Consider the following 14,491-nt stretch of genomic DNA (forward strand, 5'->3'; position numbering starts at 1 on the left):
GTCAAGGCAAAAGAAAAAGTACGCTACTCCTTGGCATAAAGCATCACCTCATACCCCGCTTTCAGGTGCACCTTTACCGTGCGGAACTTCTTGGCAAGGTACTGGCTGCCGCCCTGCATCAGCCCACGGGTGATGTCCATCGCCACCTGCTGTCCGGCGCTCCGTGCGAACGAGATGCTCGTTCCCAACCCGCCGCCGATGTTCGCCATCGCCTCCTTTGCCGCTTCCTGTTCCAGTGATGAAGGGACAGACAAGCCTTTCTGCCCGTCGCTGTCATACACCGCCAGCTCCACGGGCAGCAAGTTCCCCCGGTATTCGACGGACGACACCACGATATCCAGCCGTTCCCCCTGTACCTTTCCCGTACCCGCAACGAGCGTGTTCTGCGGAATCACAAGGTTTCCCGCTTGCAGCGGTTCGAGCAGACGGAGCTTCACCGTCTGTCCGTCCATAATCGTCTGATCCCCGTGGATGCACGCCCGTATCGTGTTCTTCCCCATAGCGTACCCGCTGCCTACTGCCGTGTTGAAGCCGTAGTTCCTCGGCTGGCTGTACTGCCGCATGAACTCCGCATCGCTCAAGGGCTGTTGCAGCCCCGATCCCGTCCGCTCCCGTGCCGCCTGCACCGCCACGGCGGGCTGTCCCAAACCGTTGCCGTCCTGCCCGGTGGCGGGCACCTGCACGGCTGCGCCGTCCCGCCCGTTCTGTCCCATGTACTTGGCGGCAAGCTCGTAGCTCTTCTCCATCAGCGCCACCTGATCGTCGATTCCGCCCGCCTGCCGTTCCCTTTCTTCCAGCTTGGCGGTCAGCTCCTCCACCTGCCTTTTCAGCTCCTCCTTTTCCCCGTCCACCTTCGGCTCCTCGTAGAACGAGCCGAGCTGACGGTTGATGTCCCGGTAGGCGGTAACGGAGGAACGGCTGCCGCCGCTATTGTCCGAATAGTCCCGGAACGGTTCCCGTTCCGGCTCGCTGTCCGGCAGTTCCATTTCCACCCCGTCCGTATCGCTCTCTTCGGAGAAGGCGAAGTCCTCCAGCGAGCGCACCTTCTCCGCCTGCTGTTTCTCCGCCTGCGCCTGCTCGTAGGCTTTCCGCTTGTCGCCGATGATCCCGTCGTTCTCCGGCAGGGGGATGTCGGCGTTGAACGCCCCCACAGTGTCCCGGTTCACCTCCCGCTCCTCCGAAGGTGCGAATATCAGCCACATCGAGCCGAGGAACAGCAAACCCATCAGCGGATATACCATCAGCTTCTTCCGTTGCTGCAACTGTTTCGGCGTGAGCGGCTTGGCTGTCTTCTTCTCCTTTTTCCCGCCGCCCTTGTCCTCCTTCTTTCCGTTCCCCGTCTCCGGGGCTGCGGCATCCGCCACCGTCACGTGCTGCGTTGCCGTTGCTTTTTCTTGGTTCTGTTCTTCCATCATGTCAAAAATTTATGGTTGTCCTACATTCTGATTCTTCTCCCCGGAGGCTTCCTTCTGCCTGTCTCCCCGGTTTGCCGCTTGCCGGGCGGCTCCTTCCGTTCCCGTTTGAGCGATGCCGTGGGGCTTGCCCGGTTGTCCGCCCGCAGGTGCGCAGCCTTCCGTTCCCGGCTTGCCGCCTTTTCGGGGAACAGCCTCGTTTCCAGACCTGCCAGTTCTTTCGCCGCACGCTCCCGGATGGCACGGTTGTGGCGTCCGATGGCGGCTTCCGGGTAGTCCCGGGAGAAGTCCCCGTTGTCCTCGCTCAGGTGGTAGTCCCACCTCAGCCGGGCAATACCGGCAAAGTCCTCCGTCAGCCCGTACTTCTCCACCGTCTCCTTCGGTACTTCCCGCTGACCGTCCCAGCCGTGGCGGGCGAGCCCGTGGAGCAGCGCCCGTTCCGCCTTCACCGCTTCCAGATAGTCGCCGGGCAGTTTGCCGCCCGTCTTCCTCTCGTAAAGGGCGGCGGCTTGCCGCATCAGCTTTCCCCTCTCGTCCGCCTCCCGCAACTCGATCTGTTCCATGACGGTGTGGTTGTCGCCCCGCATCTCCTCGCTCCATTCCCGGCTCAGTTCTTCGAGCCTGCGGTAGCCTTCCGCCAGCCCGTGGCGGATGGCCACCGAGTCGTCCGGTTTCTCGCCTTTCAGGGCAAGCCTTTTCAGTGCGTCGAGGTCTCCCTCCCTCATGCAGCAGTTCAGCAGCCGGTGCGCCGCATCCCTTTCCGCCTGCGCTTCGGGGGATAACGGCTGCGGGGCGTTACGCCTCGTGTTCTCATACTCCAGCACCTTGTATTGCGCCGCCAGACGCAGCATCGGGCTTTCCGCCGCCTCCCTCACGCTTCGGGGGATTGCCGCCCCCTCACGCATCCCGTAACGGGTCTCTTTCAGGGCGTCCATGACCGCCCGCAATTCGGGATAGCCCGTCTGGTACACGTACCGGAAGAACCTGTGTTCCAGCAGCAGCTCCGCCTGTTTCCTTGTTACCTCCGGGCAGTCCCGGTAGTCCCTGACGGACTGGAGGATTGCACCGGCATCCGCACGCCTCTTATTCAGCAGGCTCCCGAAATACGCCGCCACCTGCCTCATGTTCCGCTCCTCCTGCCGCTCCCGGCGGCGGAGCAGCCACTCACTCAACCTCTCCACCAGTCCCATGCCGTCCGCTTTCAAAAGGGTTGATAATACTGTCATTGGGCAATTGCAGGTGCCTGATATGCTCTATCCCCAGTTCCTTCCCGTCGTTCCTTCCGATGCGGTAGATGGAGGAGACGGTCATATAGACCGACAGTGCGCCGAACGCCGCCAGCATCACGAGGATGATTGCCACACGCATGTCGGGCGAGATACGCCCGGCGAGGCGGCGGAGCTTCCCGTCCGCCCAATCCTGCGCCTTTGTGATGAATTTCCTTATCATAGCCGTCAGCGTTTGAGGGTCTGCAAATCCTTGTTCTCCGTGATCTCGAACCCCTCGATGATGAAGCCCTGCGGATTGTTGTCACTCCTGACCGCATCCAGCAGGCGGCAGCGGGTCACAAGGCTGCGCTCCGTAACGGAGCTTTCCCGCAGGATGATCTGCCGGGCGAATGTCCGCACGCTGTACGGATACTTGTCGAAGTCGCACCGCAGGCTGTCTATCTCTATCATCTGGTTGATGTTCCCCGAGATTATCCGGTTGTAATACCCCTTTTCCGAGAGGTCCTTGTAGTAGTTGAAGGCGCTCTTGTCCGCCAGCAGCAGCGAGCGTTTGATATTGCCCTCGATAGCCGACTTGTCGGGCGAGAGCGTGAAGAACAGCTCGTGGAAGCGGCGCACGTGCTCCCGTGCCTCCACCGGGCGGTTCTGCCGCACGTCCTGCGAGAGTGCCAGCATCAGGCTCTTGCCGTTGTCCAGCACGTAGATCTTCTGCCGCTGCGCCTCGGCGAAGCTGTACGACTTCCACAGGGCGAAGCCCGTCACCACGGCGCACAGGCAGGCGAATACCAGCGTGAAGAGCCGTATCTGCCTGAAGCTCGTTTCGATATTTTTCAAACTTTTAAATTCCATGTTTCCGGTTTTTTATTCGTTATGACTCATTTTCTTGGGGCATCCGCCGCTACTTGATGATTTTTCCGGCGATGTTCCCCACGGCGGCGCCCGCACCCGCTGCGGCGACGTTGCCGACCCTGTTTGCGGTCTGGTTCATCGCACGGTTGGCTTGGCTCACCCCGCCCGCCATGATGATCCAGTTGGCGACCGTCGGGATGGTGAAGTACCCGAATATCCCGATGATTAAAAAGATGATGTACACCGTGTTCGAGCTGTCCGGGATGAAGGTCGGGTCGCTCATCGCCTCGATGTCACGGGTGAGCATCAGCACTTGGATGCGTGCCAGCACCGAGCTGAACAGGTCGCTCACGGGCAGCCACATGTAGATGGAGATGTATCTCGTTATCCACTGCGTGAGCGTGCTCTGGAACCCGTCATAGACCGAGAGGGCGAACGCTATCGGACCGAGGATGGAGAGGGCGATCAGGAAGAACGTCCGTATCGTGTCGATCACCAGCGCAGCCGACTGGAACAGCAGTTCGAGCAGTTCTTGGAACCACAGCCGGATGTTCCGCTTCATGTTGTATTCCGTCCGGTCGATGTACATCACCGCCATCGTCTTCAAGTCCTTGGGCGACCAGCCCAGCTCGTCGAGCTTCTTGTCGAAGTCCTCCTTGCTCGCCAGATACGCCTTCTCCGGGTCACGGCGGAACGCCTCCCTCTCCAGCGTCTCCTTCTGCTCCCGGTATCGGTTCATGTCGAAGGTCTGTGATTCGAGCATCCCGTGGCAGCCCTTCACCACGGGCGAGAGCACAGCGTTGATCGTGCCGATGACGAAGGTGGGGAAGAAGAGGATGCACAGCCCGATGGCGAACGGGCGGAGCAACGGGTACACGTCGATAGGTTCGGCACGGGCGAGCGCCTGCCACACCTTGGCGGCTACGTAGAACAGCGCACCCAGCCCGGCAATTCCCTTGGCTACACCCGTCAGCTTCTCGCAGAGCGGCATCATGTCCTGATACAATACCTGCAATATCTCGTGCAGGTTCGTGAAGTCTATCGCTAACAACATAGTCCTATATTATATTTATGTACGTGAACATTATTGTATATTGCCACTCTCACCAGTAACGGTCTTCCGCATCCCCGTAGAGAGCCACCACCCGGTCGGCGTCCTTTTTCTTCTTCGCCCGCAGGTAGCTCACCGAGATGTTCTTGTCCGTGTAATACTGCACGAGGTTGCGGTACTCCAGCAGCCGCTTGTAGCTCTGGTCGATGATCGCCAGCCGTTCGGCGTCCGAGAGCGACATCCCCGTCACGTTCACCACGTTCTTCAGGTCTTGCAGGATGTCCGCACTCTCGCTCAGCAGCTTGGCGTACCCGAACGAGATGGTTTCCAGCTCGTCCGGCGTGTAGTTCGGGTCGCCCAGCATCTTCTGGTAGTTGCGCACGTAGATTTCCGAGATGTCCGCCACCAGCCCGATGGACTTCTTCACCTTCACGCCGCCTTTCACCACGTCGTGCACCGCCTTGAGCGCATCGTAATACTTCCGCCCCTGCTCGAATATCTTCGCCGTCTCCCTGAAGCCATCCAGCGTGTGCTGTGCGGTGGCGGAGGTCTCCACCATCTCCTTAGCCGTGTTGATGATGCCCTGCGCCAGATTGCCGGGGTCGTGTACGACCCATTGGGCGTTGGCCGCACCTGCCGTCAGGCACGCCACGCCCAGAATGATTGCCTTTATCGTTCTCATGTCCTTACTGTTTTAGGGTTCCGTCACTCTTTCTCCTGTACTCTCCGCCCGGCGACAGCCGGATGCGGTCTTTCTCCCGGTCATAGTCCATCATCACGGCGAAGCCCGTCTCGATGAACAGCACCCCTTCCGTTTCCCGGACGAGGTAGGTCTCCGCTTCACTGCCGCCCTTGTGGTTTCTGTGCATGACCGTTACACGGTACTTGCCGTCCTCTTCCCAGAGGGTGAAGGGCGGCTTGCCGCCCGTGCTGACCCACTCGCCGCACATCTTTTCCAACCGTTCCGCATTTGTCTCCTTGCAGGAAATGACAAACGCCAGCGCCACTGTTACCGCCGACAGCAGCAGGATTAAATTCAATCGTCTCATCTTGATTCTGTTTTTTAAAGTTTTACAAAATTTTATTCTCTCCATTCCGTTTAGCCGTTTGTACATCCAGCCGTTTAGCCAGCCAACCGTTTAACTGTTTAACCGTTTAGCCGTTTGGTCAGTCATCCGACCCTTCAGCCGTTCGTCCGGTCAATCAACCACCCGTCCGGCAGCCTGTCCGCCGCTCCCAGTTAGCACATCGGTACATTATTTATACTTCGTCTCCGCCAGCCGCTTGATGGCAAGCTCCAAATCCCCGCCCAGCTCTTCCGCCAGTGCGAACACCTCCGTCTTCTCGCTCTCCTCGGTGGTATAGGTCAGGTACTCGGCAGCCGATACCTCCGTGGCATACACCGCCGACTGCACCCCGTTCAGACCGATCCAGACCTCCTTGTACTTCCGTCCGGGATGGTTGGCGAGGTTGATGGAGAGTATCTGCGACTTCTCCTTGTCCGTCAGACCGAGCATCGACTGGATGCCGTCGAACTTGTTCATGTACTTCTTCTGGTCGAGCAGGATCTTGCAGTCCGAGTTGGTGATGATAGCCTCCTTCACGATGGGGGACGAGATGATGTCGTCCACCTCCTGCGTGACGACAATCGCCTCGCCGAAATATTTCCTGACGGTCTTGTACATGTACTTCAAATATTCTGACATACTCGGCGAGGAAAGGGCTTTCCAAGCCTCCTCGCAGATCAGCATCTTCCGCACCCCTTTCAGGCGGCGCAGCTTGTTGATGAAGGCTTCCATGATGATGATCGTAACCACGGGAAACAGCTCGGCATTATCTTTTATACTGTCAATTTCAAATACGATGAACCGCTTGTGCAGCAGGTCGATGTTCTCGTTCGAGTTCAGCAGGAAGTCGTAGCGTCCGCCCTTGTAATACTGCCTGAGCGTGGTCAGGAAGTTGTCGATGTTGAAGTCCTTCCGGCTCACCTTGATGTCCCTTGCAGCCAGCTCCTTCCGGTAATCGTTCAGCATGTACTCGTAGAAGGTGTCGAACGAGGGGACGATGTCCCGGTTCTGCTGTATCCGGCGGATGTACGCCGATACCGCACTGCCCAGCTCGCCGCTCTCCGTCTTCGTGATTTTCTCGTCCTCGCCCTTCCACAGTGCCAGCAGCAGCGTCTTGATGCTGTCCTTCTTCTCCACGCTGAACTTGTAGTCGTCCGTGAAGAAGGGGTTGAAGCTGATGGGCTTCTCCTCCGTGTACGTGTAGTAAATCCCGTCCTCGCCCTTGGTCTTGCGGTGGATCAGCTCGCACAGCCCTTGGTACGAGTTGCCCGTGTCGATCAGCACGATGTGGCTGTTTTGCTCGTAATACTGGCGCACGAGGTGGTTCATGAAGAACGACTTGCCGCTTCCGCTCGGACCGAGGACAAACTTGTTGCGGTTCGAGATCACCCCTTTCTTCATCGGCAGGTCGCTGATGTCCAAATGCAGCGGTCTGCCCGTCATCCTGTCCGCCATCTTGATGCCGAAGGGCGAGAGCGAGTCCTTGTAGTTCGTCTCCTCGGTGAAGAAGCACAGGGCTTGCGGGATGAACGTGTAGAAGCTCTCCTCGAAGGGGAAGTCCCCCTCGTTGCCCGGTATCGCCGCCCAAAAGAGCGTGGGCACGTCCACCGTGTTGTGCCTCGGCTTGCACTCCATCAGGGCGAGCTGGCTGCCCACCTCGTTCTTGATGCGCCTGAGTTCCTCCCGGTCGTCGCTCCATGCCATCACGTTGCAGTGGCAGCGCACCGAGGTCAGCCCTTTCGAGTGCGCCTCGTTCAGGTATTCCTCGATCCAAGCCTTGTTGATCTGGTTGGAGCGGGAGTAGCGGGAGAGCGAGTGCATGTTCCGGGCGGTCTGCTCGAAGCGTTTCAGGTTCTCCCCGTGGTCGTCGATGAAGATGTACTGGTTGTAGCAGTGGTTGCAGTCCAGCAGCAAGCCCACCGGGGCGGCGAACGACAGGCGGCAGTCCGAGCGGTCGGTCGAGAGCCGCTCGTAGCGGCTGTCAGTCGCCACCTTGCCCGGCAGGTCTTCCGTGTCCGAGAGGGTGTGCAGGCAGAGGATGTCGTCGCCGATGCGCATCTCCTCCGGGTTCAACTGGATGTCCTTCAGCACCGTCGTGTCGTGCTGCGAGAGCGAGAGGTACTTCTCCACGATGCCCGCCGCCGTTTCCGTCCCGGTGATCTCGTCCGTCGTGAGGCGGCGCAGCGTAACGAAACCGCTGTCGTTCATGATCTTCTCGAACTGCCCGACGGCTTCGAGGAACCTCGTAACCGTCTCCCGGTCCTCTATCTCCTTGGGGACAAGCCTGCCCTTGCAGAGGGTGGAGAACGTGCTTTCCTGACGGCTCCGCACCTTCGTGGTCTTGGTCAGGAACAGATAGCAGGTGTGCGAGAGGAACGGGCGTTCGTTGAAGTGCCTCTCAAAGCTCCGGCTCAGGAAGCTCAGGTCGTCCCTGTCCGTTTCCGGCCGGTACTTCTCTTCGATGAAGAAGTCCTGCTTGTGTACGATGGAATACTCCGGCAGCACCTTCACCGCCTTGTGCCAAGCCGAGTGGATCGCCTCGTACTCGCTCCCCGTAACGGAGAATAGTTCCGGCAGTTCCACCCTGAAGGCGACCGTCACGTCCGCCTCCTTGCTCACGATGCAGCCGTTCTCCACCGCCAGCAGCGGGAACTTGCTTTCGAGCGTCGCCGCTTTCATTACGTTTTTCATTCTTGCCAGTGTTTAAAGATAAATAATCGGGGGATTTTCAGCCGGTTCACCACGTACCTCGGATGCCGCCTGCGGGCGGCTGCCTTCATCAGCCCGTGCGTGCCGTACCGGGCGTTCAGCCGGAAGGTCAGCCATACCAGCAGCGTAGCCGAAGCCACGCCGAAGCCGATGCACACCCACTGGTTCACGCCCGCCATGTACAGGATGACGAACACCACGAACACGGCGAGCAGACCGCCGCAGAAGATGAAGAGGTACTGGCTTTCCAGCCCCTTGAACTCCACGTTCCTGCCGATCCCCTTATTGATTTCCATGTCCATAGTCCGCTGTTTTACAGGAAGAACGAACGCAGGATGGTAGCCGCCACGATCAGGAAGATGCAGGCTCCGAACCAGCTCGCCGCCGTCTTCGACGTGTCGGGGTCGCCGGAGCTGAACTTCCCATATACTTTCACCCCGCCGATCAAGCCGACCACCGCACCGATGGCGTAAATCAGTTTCGTCCCCGGCTCGAAATACGAGGTGACCATCTGCGTGGCTTCGGTGATGCCCGCCTGCCCGTTTCCCTGCGCCATTGCGCCCACGGCAGCCAGTATGCAGGCCGCCGTGAATAAGATTCTCTTTTGTCTCATTTGTCTTTAAAATTTTAATTAAACATTATGGTTGTCCATCAGCCGGGCGACACGCTCACGTGCGCCCTCGAACTCGTCCAGCATCGCCTCCCAGATGTCCGACCCCATCACGGACGGCAGCACCTCACGGGCTTCCCGCTCCGCCTTTTCGTCCGCATTGTCCGACACCAGTACCCGGCGCACCTTTTTCAGGTCATCGAAGGAGTACCCCGTGGCGAAGTCGGGGTTGCCGTCCGGGTAATAAGCCCCTAATTCCTCTTCCTCCTCCAGTTCCCGGATCTCCTCCGGCGTGGGTTCATAGTCCGTCTCCTCCTCGTCCTCCTCCGGCTCGATGTCGGAGTAGTCCGCCCCGTCGTCCTCCGCTGCGGGTTCGTCCACGGCTCCGGCTGCCGCTTCCTCCCCGTCCTCCGCTCCGAAGGGCAGGTAGGTGCTTTCGCCCATGACCGTGTACGGCTCGCCCGGTTGCCCCGGTTCCTTTCCCGTTCCCTCCGTGTCTTCGTCCGTCTCCGCTGTCCCGAATATCCCGGCGATGTCCTGCCGGTAGTATTTCCACAGCACGGCGAGGTAATAGAGCAGCAGGACGGTGAGTGATAATTTCAGTATCATGCCGTTTCCTCCTTCCTTTTTAAAAGAGGTTCTCCAGTTTCCCGGCGTATGCCGCCTCGATCTCCTCCCGGTATTGCTCGAAGTGCTGCGCCAGCACGTTGTCGATGTATGCCGAGAGCGACACCTTGCCGCCCGTCAGCATCACCGAGATTTTGGCGATGCGCTCGTGGTATTCACGGCGCACATAGACCGGCTTGCCGTAACGGGCGGGGATGTCCATGCCTTTGAGGAAGGTCGTCTCGTAGTCCGCCTGCCTTCCCTTGCGCCGTCTTGTCTCCGCCGCCTTCCCTTCCTGCGCCTTCTCCACCGGCACGGCGGTTTCCTCCTTTCCGGTTCCCGGTTCTCCCGTTCCTGCCGCCTCGCCCGCCATCATCCGCATCAGCAGCTCCTCGTCGATGGGCTTCTCATTCCGCTGCTTCTTCATAGCCTTCCAGTTTGAGGATGGTCGCTATCTCACGGGTCAGTTCGGGGATGCCGCTGCCTGCCAGCATCCGCCTGTCGGGAGCCAGCAGCGTGGAGCGGAACACCGTCCGTCCCGTGCCGTCCGCCTCCTTGCGGAAGCGTTTCGTGTCGGGGATGCGGGTTTGCAGCATCGGCAGCCCCATGTCGGCGACCACCTGCCCGTACTTCTCGTACAGCCCGCTCGTTTCCCGCTTGTCCACTTGGTTCCAGAAAAGGTAAAGCCCCTTCAGGCGGCTCGTCTCCTTGCCCAGCATCATCCGTTGCAGCACGTCGAGGAAGGAGAGCGTGCTCTCCAGTACCGCCTTGTCCGCACTCACCGGGGCGAAGATGTAGTCCATCTGTGCGATCGTGCGCAGGATGCCCGCCGAGTTCACCGTGCCCGGCAGGTCGAAGAAGAGCAGGTCGTAGCAGCCTTCCGCCGCCAGCTCCCTTGCCGTGTCGGGAGCTTGCTCCACCCGGCACTTGCGCACCGGATAGGCGGCACGCCCCGGCTGCCGCATCTGTTCGTAAGCCGCCCGTTTCAGGTATTCGTTCTCCAGTACCGCCCGGCTGTCCCGTTCCCGCATCTCGTACAGGCTGTACTGCGGGAAGTCGCAGTCGATCACCGCTAACGGACACCCCAAGCGGTAGTGCAGGTAGCCCGCCACCAGCACCGTGATAGCCGTCTTGCCGCTGCCGCCTTTCTGTGTGGCGAAAGCCACGTTCAATGTCTGTCTGTCCATATCGTCATTCTGTTGGTTATTCATCCGGCTGCCCGTGCAGCCGCTTCTCTGTTCACTCAATCGGTCAGCTTTTCAGCCACTCTGCCGTTCATCCGTCCGTTCATCCGTTCAGGCATCCGGTCATACATTCAGCCCGGCATCCATCCAATCATCCGCCTGCCCGCTTGTCCGGCTGTCCAGCCGTTTGACCGTTTAGCCGTTTAGTCATTTAGCCGTTTGGCTGTTTAGCCAATCATCCGTCCGTTTATCCGGCAAGACCGTCAGCCGTTCGGCTGTCCGTCCGTTCGGCTGTCCGGTTGTTTCCTTGTCTATCCGGGCAGTCGTTTCACCGCTTCCACGGCGCAAAGGAATATCAAAATACCGGTAGTTTATCCGTTTGATTATCAGTGTGTCGTGCATTGTCTTTCCACCCGTAGGTTTGTCGCATCCGGGCATGGTGTCCGGACGGGAAAAGGGCTGTTACTTTGCAGGCGGAAACCAAAATGGAGTAAGAATGGAGAAGAGCGGCAACCGCCCGAGGGAGTGCCCCGGCACTCCGCAGCAGGCAAGGGCATCCCCAATCTGTCCGGCAGGACGGATTTTATTTTCAAACGAAAATGGCAAGTTGTGTGCTGCGGCACTCGAAATGAATTTCGTGCCTCACCACCACCTTGCCCCCTCGATGTGGCATCCCCCTCCGGAGTCGGGGGCTGCTCACGGGGGAGAGCCGTAGGCATACGGCGTTTTCAGACCATGTTTCACTTAAAATTTTACAGGATGATGGACAATCAGAAGAAGTATGCGGGCAACCACGGGCGAAAGCCCAAGCCCGACAAGATGCGCCACCGCTACGTGTTCCGTCTGGACGACGGGGACAACGCCCGTTTCCTCGCGCTTTTCGACGAGTCGGGCAAGGCGACCAAGGCGGAGTTTATCGTTTCCGCACTTTTCGGCAGGGAGATTAAGGTCATTAAACTGGATAAGGGGACGCAGGATTTCTACATGCGCCTGACCACTTTCCACTCGCAGTTCCGTGCCATAGGCACGAACTACAACCAATGCGTGCGTGCGCTCAAATCCAATTTCTCGGAGAAGAAAGCCCTCGCTTTCCTCTACAAGCTGGAGCGGCACACCCTCGAACTGGTCGAGTTGAGCAAGCGGATTTCCGCACTGGTGGAGGAGTTCCGGAGCAAATACCCCGTCCGATGATAGCCAAGATCTCGCACGGCAGCAGCCTGTACGGGGTGCTTGCCTACAACCAGATGAAGGTGGACGAACGGCACGCCGACGTGCTTTTCACCAGCCGGATTATCGAGCCGCAGGGCGATAACCCCTACACGATAGGGCATCTTTCCCGCTCGTTCGGTGACTACCTCACAGCCAACCGCAAGACCGAGAAACCCGTCCTGCACATCTCCCTCAATCCCGACCCGAAGGATTGCTTGAGCGAGGAGCGGTTTGTCAGCTTGGCGGAGGAGTATATGCGGCGCATGGGCTTCGGCGACCAGCCCTATATCGTCTATCGCCACAACGACATCGGGCGGGAGCACCTGCACATCGTCTCCGTCCGGGTGGACGAAACCGGGCGTGCCATTTCCGACAGCTACGAGCACGGGCGTTCGATGAAGGTCTGCCGGGAGCTGGAACGGCAGTTCGGTCTTGTCCCGGCTACGCCCAAGCAGTGGAAGGAGGGGCTGCCCTTGTCGCCCGTCGGTTACGGGGACGGCAACCTCAAGGGACAGTTGGCGGGAGTCATCCGCCCGCTTGCCCGGGAGTGGCGTTTCCGTACATTGGGCGAATACCGTGCCGTCCTTTCCCTTTACGGCATCACGGTGGACGAGGTGAAGGGGGAATACGGCGGGCGGGAGTATCACGGCTTGACCTATTCGGCAACCGACAGGGAGGGCAACAAGGTCGGCAAGCCCTTCAAGTCCTCCGTGTTCGGCAAGGAGGCGGGCGTCGCAGCCCTCGAAAGGCGGATGCACAACGCTGTCGCATGGGAAAAGACCCACAAGGAGGTCGCCGCCGCCACCGCCGGAAAGGTTGCAGCCGCCATGCAGAGCGCAGGGCATGACCGGGCGCAGTTCGAGCGGGAACTCATGCGGCAGGGCATCGGCGTGGTATTCCGTACCAACGATGCCGGGCGCATCTATGGGGCGACCTTCATCGACCATGCCGCCAAAGCCGTCTTCAACGGCTCCCGTCTGGGCAAGGAGTTTTCCGCAGGCGTGTTCAACGACCTTTTCGCCGGACAGGAAGGTATTCATCTGCCGCAACTCTCCGCCGGAGTGGAACATCCCACCCGGCAGCAGGAGCATACGGGCGCATCCCAATGGGACGGACACGATACCGGCTACCGTCCCGACCACAAGGACGGCACCACCCAGAACGTGGCGGCCGCCTTCAACCTCTTTGCCCCCGTACCCTGCGGAGCGTCCGACGACCAGCCCGTACCGCCCCGAAAAAGAAAGAAAAAACGCAAGTACGGCAGGCAACAATAAAGAACAAAAAGATAGCATTAACCAAGCAACCATCCGCATGGCACACCGACCTCATTTTCGCAGCGTAAAGCGAACGACCGGAGTGTAGCGTTAAAAAGAAAAAGCTGTTTGAGCGAAGCGAAAAGTCCGTTTAAGTGAGAGCAGAGCCAAACTTGTTTGGGCTATGCCGAACGTAGGACTTTCGCCGTAGGCAATTCTTTTTCTTTAGCGAAACGCAGGAAGAGAGTAGCGGAGAAAATGCAGTCTTGACTTTTTCTTTTTGGTATCTTTTTCTTTTGTCTTGACACAAAAGAAAAAGTACATGTACATAATAAAACGAAGTTTTATCATTAATTTTCAACGAATTATGCAAAACGAAGACGATTTGCGTGGACTCGCCAAAGTCATGGAGTTCATGCGTGCGATAAGCATTTTATTTGTAGTCATCAACATTTATTGGTTCTGTTACCAGTCCGTCCGGGAGTGGGGCATCGACATCGGCGTTGTCGATAGGATATTGCTCGGCTTCCAGCGTACCGCCGGGCTGTTCTCCAATATCCTCTGGACGAAGCTCTTCGCCGTGCTGTTCCTCGCCCTTAGTTGCCTCGGCACAAAGGGCGTGAAGGAACAGAAAATCACGTGGCGCAGGATCATCCTTTGCGGCGTGTCCGGCTTGCTGCTCTTTTTCGGCAACTGGTGGTTGCTCGCCCTTCCTCTGCCGCTTCCGGCGGACACCGTGCTGTATATCGCCACCCTTACCGCCGGGTATATCTGCCTGCTCATGGCGGGGCTGTGGATGTCCCGCCTGTTGAAGACCGACCTGCTCGAAGACGTGTTCAACGTCGAGAACGAATCCTTCATGCAGGAGACCGAGCTGAAGGAGAACGAGTATTCCGTCAACCTCCGCACCCGCTTCTGGTTCAGGAGCAGGGCGTATGACGGATGGATCAACCTTGTCAACCCCTTCCGTGCGACGATGGTCTTGGGCACGCCCGGTTCGGGCAAGTCCTATGCAATTATCAACCAGTACATAAAACAGACCATTGAGAAGGGCTATTCGCTTTTCCTGTATGATTTCAAGTACCCCGACCTCTCCGAGATAGCCTACAACCACCTGCTCGCCCACTTGGACGGCTACAAGGTCAAGCCCAAGTTCTACGTGATAAACTTCGACAATCCGAGGGAGAGCCACCGCTGCAACCCCATCCACCCGGACTTCATGACCGACATATCCGATGCCTACGAGAGTGCCTACACGATTATGTTAAATTTGAACCGAACGTGGGTGTGACCTGTAAAGTCACGTAATTGA

At 58.8% G+C, this 14,491-nt stretch carries 17 protein-coding genes and 1 pseudogene; 4 read left to right on the top strand and 14 right to left on the bottom strand.

Features of this window, described 5'->3' with window-relative positions:
* Window positions 1-23: 23 nt before the first annotated feature.
* The 14 genes from traM to HMPREF9442_RS12785 all read right to left on the bottom strand — a co-directional run bounded on the left by traM (window position 24) and on the right by HMPREF9442_RS12785 (window position 11,119).
* Window positions 24-1,415 (bottom strand): conjugative transposon protein TraM, encoded by a 1,392-nt coding sequence (gene traM / locus HMPREF9442_RS12720; protein ID WP_008629258.1) that lies wholly within the window; start codon window positions 1,413-1,415, stop codon window positions 24-26.
* Window positions 1,416-1,435: 20 nt separating this feature from the next.
* Complete coding sequence (locus HMPREF9442_RS12725) at window positions 1,436-2,602, bottom strand: hypothetical protein (protein WP_008629259.1); 1,167 nt, start codon at window positions 2,600-2,602, stop codon at window positions 1,436-1,438.
* The gene (locus HMPREF9442_RS12730) at window positions 2,577-2,861 is read right to left on the bottom strand and encodes a TraL conjugative transposon family protein (RefSeq protein WP_008629260.1); all 285 of its coding nucleotides are present in this window, start codon (window positions 2,859-2,861) and stop codon (window positions 2,577-2,579) included. Before HMPREF9442_RS12730 ends, HMPREF9442_RS12725 begins: the two co-directional genes overlap by 26 nt.
* A gap of 5 nt (window positions 2,862-2,866) precedes the next feature.
* Window positions 2,867-3,490 (bottom strand): conjugative transposon protein TraK, encoded by a 624-nt coding sequence (gene traK, locus HMPREF9442_RS12735; protein ID WP_005647497.1) that lies wholly within the window; start codon window positions 3,488-3,490, stop codon window positions 2,867-2,869.
* A 49-nt stretch (window positions 3,491-3,539) separates the two neighbouring features.
* Complete coding sequence (traJ, locus tag HMPREF9442_RS12740; protein ID WP_005647499.1) at window positions 3,540-4,544, bottom strand: conjugative transposon protein TraJ; 1,005 nt, start codon at window positions 4,542-4,544, stop codon at window positions 3,540-3,542.
* Between the two features lie 49 nt (window positions 4,545-4,593).
* The gene (locus tag HMPREF9442_RS12745) at window positions 4,594-5,223 is read right to left on the bottom strand and encodes a DUF4141 domain-containing protein (protein WP_005829892.1); all 630 of its coding nucleotides are present in this window, start codon (window positions 5,221-5,223) and stop codon (window positions 4,594-4,596) included.
* Window positions 5,224-5,227: 4 nt separating this feature from the next.
* On the bottom strand, window positions 5,228-5,590 hold the full coding sequence (locus tag HMPREF9442_RS12750; RefSeq protein ID WP_040603106.1) for a DUF3876 domain-containing protein: 363 nt from the start codon (window positions 5,588-5,590) through the stop codon (window positions 5,228-5,230).
* A 207-nt stretch (window positions 5,591-5,797) separates the two neighbouring features.
* Window positions 5,798-8,299, bottom strand: a complete 2,502-nt coding sequence (locus tag HMPREF9442_RS12755) for a TraG family conjugative transposon ATPase (RefSeq protein ID WP_005840604.1) — start codon at window positions 8,297-8,299, stop codon at window positions 5,798-5,800.
* Window positions 8,296-8,619: a DUF4133 domain-containing protein gene (locus tag HMPREF9442_RS12760; protein WP_008629275.1), complete on the bottom strand. Its 324-nt coding sequence runs from the start codon at window positions 8,617-8,619 to the stop codon at window positions 8,296-8,298. Before HMPREF9442_RS12760 ends, HMPREF9442_RS12755 begins: the two co-directional genes overlap by 4 nt.
* Window positions 8,620-8,630: 11 nt before the next feature.
* Window positions 8,631-8,930, bottom strand: coding sequence for a DUF4134 domain-containing protein (locus HMPREF9442_RS12765; protein ID WP_005647510.1), 300 nt, complete (start codon window positions 8,928-8,930; stop codon window positions 8,631-8,633).
* An 18-nt stretch (window positions 8,931-8,948) separates the two neighbouring features.
* Window positions 8,949-9,536 carry a DUF4122 family protein gene (locus HMPREF9442_RS12770; RefSeq protein ID WP_008629279.1) on the bottom strand — a complete coding sequence of 196 codons (588 nt, stop codon included), beginning with the start codon at window positions 9,534-9,536 and terminating at the stop codon, window positions 8,949-8,951.
* A 19-nt stretch (window positions 9,537-9,555) separates the two neighbouring features.
* The gene (locus HMPREF9442_RS12775) at window positions 9,556-9,960 is read right to left on the bottom strand and encodes a DUF3408 domain-containing protein (protein WP_008629290.1); all 405 of its coding nucleotides are present in this window, start codon (window positions 9,958-9,960) and stop codon (window positions 9,556-9,558) included.
* The gene (locus HMPREF9442_RS12780) at window positions 9,941-10,720 is read right to left on the bottom strand and encodes a ParA family protein (protein WP_005840599.1); all 780 of its coding nucleotides are present in this window, start codon (window positions 10,718-10,720) and stop codon (window positions 9,941-9,943) included. The genes HMPREF9442_RS12775 and HMPREF9442_RS12780 overlap by 20 nt, the downstream gene beginning before the upstream one ends.
* Window positions 10,721-10,924: 204 nt before the next feature.
* Complete coding sequence (locus HMPREF9442_RS12785; RefSeq protein ID WP_087944122.1) at window positions 10,925-11,119, bottom strand: hypothetical protein; 195 nt, start codon at window positions 11,117-11,119, stop codon at window positions 10,925-10,927.
* Between HMPREF9442_RS12785 and HMPREF9442_RS16010 the strand changes: the two genes are divergently transcribed.
* The 4 genes and pseudogenes from HMPREF9442_RS16010 to HMPREF9442_RS12800 all read left to right on the top strand — a co-directional run.
* Window positions 11,109-11,432 carry a hypothetical protein gene (locus HMPREF9442_RS16010; RefSeq protein ID WP_229532195.1) on the top strand — a complete coding sequence of 108 codons (324 nt, stop codon included), beginning with the start codon at window positions 11,109-11,111 and terminating at the stop codon, window positions 11,430-11,432. The genes HMPREF9442_RS12785 and HMPREF9442_RS16010 overlap by 11 nt on opposite strands.
* 47 nt (window positions 11,433-11,479) lie before the next feature.
* Window positions 11,480-11,908: a conjugal transfer protein MobA gene (mobA, locus tag HMPREF9442_RS12790; RefSeq protein WP_028728881.1), complete on the top strand. Its 429-nt coding sequence runs from the start codon at window positions 11,480-11,482 to the stop codon at window positions 11,906-11,908.
* Window positions 11,905-13,200 (top strand): conjugal transfer protein MobB, encoded by a 1,296-nt coding sequence (gene mobB, locus HMPREF9442_RS12795; RefSeq protein WP_008629298.1) that lies wholly within the window; start codon window positions 11,905-11,907, stop codon window positions 13,198-13,200. Before mobA ends, mobB begins: the two co-directional genes overlap by 4 nt.
* Before the next feature lie 346 nt (window positions 13,201-13,546).
* Window positions 13,547-14,467: pseudogene (locus tag HMPREF9442_RS12800) on the top strand (YWFCY domain-containing protein); the annotation flags it as partial.
* Window positions 14,468-14,491: the final 24 nt, after the last annotated feature.

Origin of the sequence: Paraprevotella xylaniphila YIT 11841, assembly GCF_000205165.1 — a bacterium.
Taxonomy (GTDB): domain Bacteria; phylum Bacteroidota; class Bacteroidia; order Bacteroidales; family Bacteroidaceae; genus Paraprevotella; species Paraprevotella xylaniphila.